Here is a 6,428-nt window from a genome sequence, read left to right on the forward strand (position 1 = left end):
GCGGCAATTGGTGATTTGGGTGGATTGACGATCGAAATTGTCGTCCCGGCGATCGTACTGGCACCCAAACCACAGATCGCTAACCGCACTAACTGAATCGATAGTGAGACAGAGCGATTCAGTTGGTGCAGTTGTTGTTGGCTCGGTTGTTTGCGGCGGGATTGGGTGTGAGATCTTTGCTCGCCAGTACTATTAGAAGCCATTCGATCGAAGTTTGGGGATAGATTTGGCTAGAAAAAATCGCGGTTGCTAGCTAGCAAGTGATGAAGAATCTCGATCGTCTCAAACGCTTTTAATAATAGCCGATCTCGCTTGCCGATCGATCGTCTACCCTATATTTATAAGTAGGTCGGCATCACGATCTTAAATATTAGCGATCGGCTGTAACCCGGTTGGTGGGCAGTGCCCACCCTACTGGCTCGACTACAAGATACTGTAACCGTGATGGTGGGCAGTGCCCACCCTGCAAGATATCTCTTAAATAATTAATAATTAATAATTATTAATTATTAATTATTACCCATTACCCAATTCCCGCGAGCGTACTGCGGCTGCTTTTACCGCTTCAATTAGAGCCGATCGAAAACCTGCTTGCTCTAGTTTGGCGACTCCCGCAATAGTAGTGCCGCCGGGACTAGTCACTCGATCTTTTAATTGAGCGGGGTGGAGCGACGATTCATTTAAGAGCCAAGCAGTACCTAAAACTGTCTGTAGCGCGAGTTTGTGGGCAATTTGGCGGGGGAGACCAGCGGCAACGCCACCATCGGCTAGTGCCTCGATCGCTAGGGCGACATAAGCTGGCCCTGAGCCGGATAAGCCAGTGACGGCATCCATTAGAGACTCGGGGACGGGGACGACTTCGCCGACGGCTTGAAAAATTTTGGTAGCGAGATCCAGTTGCTCGGTGCGAGTGTGAGTTCCCGCCGCGATTGCAGTGATGCCCATTCCCACCGTTGCGGGGGTATTGGGCATGGCGCGGACTACGGCTCGCTCGGGAAAGCCGCGCTCTAACTGAGCGAGGCTGACACCTGCGAGGATCGAAATTACTAATTCGGTGGTGGGTGCAGCTAATTTACTCACAACTAGCTCAAAAATTTGCGGCTTGATTGCCAGTATCAGTACTGGAGCCATCGCCGCTAAATTGTTATCTTCAGTTACCTGCACACCATATTGTTGCTGGAGCAATTCGCGCTGTGAGGGGGTAGGTTCGGCAATGAGAATCTCACTACTTTGATAAGTACCGCGCTCTAGTAGCCGCGATACGATCGCACAACCCATTACCCCGCCACCGATGACACCCAATTTGATGGACATATATTCCTAATTTAAGCGATCGAGAAGCTCAGTGCCGATCGCAGTTGCCATCAAGATTTTGATTGTCTCTCTACTGAGCTACTGAGATCGGTTCGCTACCCCAATTGGACATGGGTTGACTGATGCGATTGGTACGTGCCGTTGTGGTTGCTTGGCGCTCTACCACATCATTGGTTGTATTGGCAGGGGTGCTAACTTGGACGCAGTTAGGTGTAAATAGGAAGATATTATCACCAATTCGTTCGTAGTGACCGTCAATTGCATAAGTACCGCCTGCTACAAAGTCTACCGATCTTTGCGCTTCTTCTTGACGGATCAAGGTCATATTGAGGATTACCGACTTTCTATGTCTGAGCGCATCGATGACTTGCGGCATCTCTTCAAAAGAGCGGGGTTCGATCAAGATCATCTCGGAGACGCCATGAACGATTCCAGGCATCCCTACCACGTTATTGATTTTGCTTGCACTGCGATCGCCAGCGCGTCTAAATCCACGGGATTCTGGTTCGGTAGGTTGAACCACCGTGGGTTCTGGTTGTTGATACTCACTCCGATACGCATCATTATCCGTTTCGTCGTAATCGTTGTATTCTTCTTCGTTCAAACCCATGAAATCTTTGAATTTGGTTATAACGTTCACCTTAACTACTCCTGCGCCCTGTGATTGTGGTATGGATGCTTTTGACTGTGAAATGTTTCTCGAAATCGCTGTCCGAACTAGCTGGTTTTAAGTAGCAAACTCAGCAACCGTTGGCATCGCTATATTACTGGAGGAATTTTTTTCCATAATACAGGATCGATTGTACTCTAAGCAATATTACTTAAATTCTGGCTATGAGTGTCAAGTGACTGTTTGCAGCGGTTTCCCCTGGAAAACACACTTTTTTGCCAATCTATCGAGCATAATATCACAAAATTACAAAAATTGATAAAGTCTTTTTTGAATTACATCAGCCAACTGGGATATTTTTTTTACTCTATTCAGCAATTGTGCGTAGAGTGACATTGGGCGATCGGTCACTAAATTATCAATTTATCTTGACAATACGGATCTATATGTAGTGACAAAAAATACTAACATGTCTAAATTGGCGCAAAGTCTAACGTCGATCGATTAGACTGGCAATCGATCGCCAAATAAAATACTTCCCAATCGGACGATCGTCGCACCAGCAGCGATGGCTGGTAGATAATCGCCAGACATGCCCATTGACAGCTCTGTCAACTGAAGTTGAGATCCCGATCGCTCCATGAGTTGGCGACTGAGATCCCGCGCACTTTCAAATAATCCTTGCAGTTGGGCGGTAGTTAAACCAAGCGGTGGAATTGCCATCAAGCCAACAATCTGGAGCTGTTGACACTCACAAATCTGCGGTAAGTCTGCCAATAGCTCGGGGATCGTCCAGCCAAATTTGTCGGGATCGGGTAAAATTTTGACTTGAAGACAGATTTTGGGACTTTTGGTAAGTTCGCTACAGACTCGATCGAGTTGTTGTAATAGCTTGAGGCTATCCACCGAATGAATCCAGTCAAAGATCTCTACCGCTTTGCGGACTTTATTCCCCTGCAAATGTCCGATCAGATGCCAACACAAATCTGGTAGATCGGCTAATGCTTGTTGTTTGGCTTGCGCCTCTTGAATCCGACTCTCCCCAAAATCCCGCACCCCTACAGCATACGCCTCCCGCATGAGGGCTACAGGCACTTGCTTAGTTACCGCCATCAATTTAACCGCACCTGGTAAATCTCGGCGAATCGTCTCGATATTTTGTGCGATTGTCATCTAGGGGGTAGAGGGTAGAGGGAATAGGGGGTAAAAGGTCAAAGGTCAAAGGTCAAAGGTCAAAGGTCAAAGGTCAAAGGTCAAAGGTCAAAGGTCAAAGGTAGTAAGTGAAGAGTAGGTGATGAGGATAATATTGTTATTCCCTAAAGCCTAACACCTAAAGCCTAAAGCCTAATCTAACCCCTATCCTGGGAAATTTTGTTGCATCATTGCTTGCAACTGTTGATATTCTAAAACTTGACCGTTGCGTCTAAGGAGGCGAATGCGAGTATCGATCGTTAGTCTCGCATCAGCACGAGTGACAGGCTGAAAGGAGATCCCATTCGCATCACTAGTAACTATAAAGAATACTCGCTGTGCGTAGAGTGTTGTAAATAGTTCTTGGTTTTCCTCAACGATACAAATACGATAAAGCAAGCCAAAGGTAGGGTGGTTGAGGTAGTTTTCGGAAGTCATTGATTAGGGAGTAGAGGGTAGAGGGTAGAGGGTAGCGCACCAAGCAGTAGTAATATGTAGTGGCTCGACACCACTAAAAATGTGGGTAAAGATCTCGCTCAAAATATTACTAGTTTTAGTAATCTGTAGGGTGGGCAGTGTCCACCAATTAGGTTTCAGGAAATTCCAATCTTAAAAATATGTATACTTCTTTTTGATAATTCCCAGCATTTATCTCTAAAACCTAAAACCTACAGTCTTAAACCTAAAGCCTAAAGCCTAAAACCTAAAGCCTACACCTAACGCAGAGATTTGAGCAGCAGCTTTCTGGAGCGATTCATCCCATTCGCGCTGAGGATGGCTATCGGCAACGATGCCCGCACCGACTTGTCCCCAGACTGTGCTTTTATGATACAGCAATGTCCGAATCAAAATATTCAGATCTAGATGACCGCGCCGATCGAGATAGCCACAGGAACCATAAAATAAGTTGCGGGGGAGGGGTTCGAGTTCGGCGATAATTTCCATACACCTCACTTTCGGGCATCCGGTAATCGTCCCGCCTGGAAACATCGCACGAATGAGATCGATCGAGTCAAACTGCGAATCTAGTTCACCTGTGACATTACTGACTAAGTGCATCACATGACTATACCGCTCGATCGAGAGCAATTCATCGACATTGACACTTCCCCAGCGACAGACGCGCCCGAGATCGTTCCGTTCGAGATCGACTAGCATGATATGCTCGGCAATCTCTTTATCATTAGCTAGTAGTTCTTCTGCTAATTGTAAGTCTTGGGCGGGACTTTGACCGCGTTTTCTGGTACCCGCGATCGGGCGAGTTGTTGCTTGGTGTTGTTGCAATTGCACTAGTCTTTCGGGCGAACAACTTATCATCGCGCCCCAGGGAGTTTGCCAATAGCTCGCAAATGGCGAAGGGTTGATCTGCTGCAATCTTTGGTAGATCTGCCAACTGTCGAGATCGGTATGGGTGCTAAATCGGAGTGATAAATTAGTCTGAAAGATATCGCCAGCCTGAATATATTGCTGAGCTTGGAGAATTGACTGCTGATACTCGGCGGCGGATGTGAAAAAGTGCAGCGATTTGAATTTGTCCAAATCGATGGGTATCGCTGGTGATGCCATCGAGAGCGACGCAAGATCGCCCTCGGCAACTGCATCTAATCTACGCGTCAACTTTTCCAGTTCGGCTGCTGTGGGTGCAGATAAATATAATAGTTGCTCCCAATGGTCTAAAATAGCAACCGATCGAGGTGCATACCAATAAGCAGTCGGAAATGGCAATGGATCTGGCTGAAGGGCTGGCAATCGTTCGATCTCCCACGCGAGTTCGTAACCCAACCACCCCAACCAGCCCCCAGTAAAGGGTAAGTGAGCGGGTAAATCCGTTGGTTCTTGTCGATCGACACTCGCCAGCAACCCACGCAAACAATCTAAAATTTGCCCGACTGCTGGGGTGAAAATATGCGATCGACCATCGATAATCTGTGGCGTTCCTGCACAAATCGAGTATCTTGTCAATACCGATTTCGTTGAATCGCGAACTGGACTTTCGAGTAAAGTGGCAATCGGCTCGTGTCTAAATAATCGATCGAAGATCTGCGAGCCAGTTCGATTTTGGAGCGGAAGGATCGAGTGCAAAGAGGTAAGAGGTAAAAGGTAAGAGGTAATGGGTAATGGATAAGAGGTAAAAGGTAAGGGGTAATCCGATCCCTAAAGCCCAAAGCCTAAAACCCAAAATCTAAATAAATTGACCGCCGATAAAAACTCTTGCCGTCCAGAAAATGCCCAGACAGGCTATCGCCAAAAAGTCAATTTTTCGTAACTTTAACTGATGCCATTCTACCTTATGGGTGTTAGGAGTAGTAAAGCCGCGAACCTGCATAGCTACAGCGATTTGCTCGGCACGACTCAGAAGATTTGCAAACATTTTTTCGGCGACAGTCAGCCAAACTTTGGCACTATTCTTGAGTCCTAATTTTTGCCAATCGATCGCGCGGGTATAAACCGATCGTACTAAATTTTGGACTTCTTCTAGAACTAAAGGAATAAATCGCAGCGATAGTGTCAGTGTGAGCGCAATTTCAGTGACGGGGACATTAAAACGGCGGAGTGGTGACATTAAATTGTCTAAGCCAGTGGCAACTTCTTCGGGAGAAGTAGTGAGCAGATAAACAGTAGTGCTATATATAGATGTAAAAATCAAACTACTGGCATAGATGGCATTTTCGAGCGATTTTCTGGTGATTTTGAGCTGAATCATCCCCGCATCGAGTTTGAACAACACATATTGATATGGTTGGGCGATCTCTACTCCCGGATCTGGCGGGGAACGGAGTTGCTGGGTGACATTGATACTATCTGGGGCAAACATCCCAACGACAAAGATCGCCCCCCCAAACAATAACAACCACCCCATCTGCGGTTTGAGCGCCCGCCAAGGGATGCCAGCTAAGATACTAATGATGACGAGTAATGCCACTAAACTCAGCTTCCAGCTCGCACTAGCCAGCACTGGAGCTAACAGAAAGCTCAACAGCCAGCCGAGTTTTACGCGCGGATCGAGCCGATGCAGCCAGGTGACTGGCTGTTCTAAATATAATCCAATGGGCAGGGAGCGGAGAAGATCCATTAATTAGGCTTTAGGTTTTAGGCTTTAGACTTTAGGTATAGAAAAATCGGGCGAGCAGTGACAGCCCTACTTTTCAAGTTTAAGTCCGACTGAGATCGAAATCCCGTGTTACCCCCCCAACCCCCCGTATCAAGGGGGGCTTTCCGGCTCCCTCCCCGTGCTACGGGGCGGGCGGGGGGGGGGGAAAAGACTACGCATCGACGCAAATCACTTGTGTGTACACGGTAGGCGTTCCGGCTC

6 protein-coding genes and 1 pseudogene are annotated in these 6,428 nt (G+C 47.2%); all 7 read right to left on the reverse strand.

Going from position 1 to position 6,428, the window contains the following annotated elements; translation table 11 throughout:
- Positions 1–203: pseudogene (locus RMO52_RS22320) on the reverse strand (hypothetical protein); the annotation flags it as partial.
- 313 nt (positions 204–516) lie between these two features.
- A complete protein-coding gene (gene proC, locus RMO52_RS22325; protein ID WP_310418712.1) occupies positions 517–1,314 on the reverse strand; it encodes a pyrroline-5-carboxylate reductase in 798 nt (265 codons plus the stop codon).
- A 70-nt stretch (positions 1,315–1,384) separates the two neighbouring features.
- Entirely contained in the window at positions 1,385–1,954 is a 570-nt protein-coding gene (locus RMO52_RS22330; RefSeq protein ID WP_310418715.1) for a cell division protein SepF, read from the reverse strand.
- 474 nt (positions 1,955–2,428) lie between these two features.
- On the reverse strand, positions 2,429–3,097 hold the full coding sequence (locus RMO52_RS22335; protein ID WP_309740136.1) for a YggS family pyridoxal phosphate-dependent enzyme: 669 nt from the start codon (positions 3,095–3,097) through the stop codon (positions 2,429–2,431).
- 183 nt (positions 3,098–3,280) lie between these two features.
- Positions 3,281–3,553, reverse strand: coding sequence for a transcriptional coactivator PipX (gene pipX / locus RMO52_RS22340; RefSeq protein WP_309740137.1), 273 nt, complete (start codon positions 3,551–3,553; stop codon positions 3,281–3,283).
- A gap of 258 nt (positions 3,554–3,811) precedes the next feature.
- The gene (locus RMO52_RS22345; RefSeq protein ID WP_310418719.1) at positions 3,812–5,197 is read right to left on the reverse strand and encodes an anthranilate synthase component I; all 1,386 of its coding nucleotides are present in this window, start codon (positions 5,195–5,197) and stop codon (positions 3,812–3,814) included.
- A gap of 100 nt (positions 5,198–5,297) precedes the next feature.
- The gene (locus tag RMO52_RS22350) at positions 5,298–6,188 is read right to left on the reverse strand and encodes a CbiQ family ECF transporter T component (protein ID WP_310418722.1); all 891 of its coding nucleotides are present in this window, start codon (positions 6,186–6,188) and stop codon (positions 5,298–5,300) included.
- Between the last annotated feature and the right edge of the window lie 240 nt (positions 6,189–6,428).

This window comes from Chamaesiphon sp. OTE_8_metabat_110 (genome assembly GCF_031382685.1).
Lineage (GTDB): Bacteria > Cyanobacteriota > Cyanobacteriia > Cyanobacteriales > Chamaesiphonaceae > Chamaesiphon.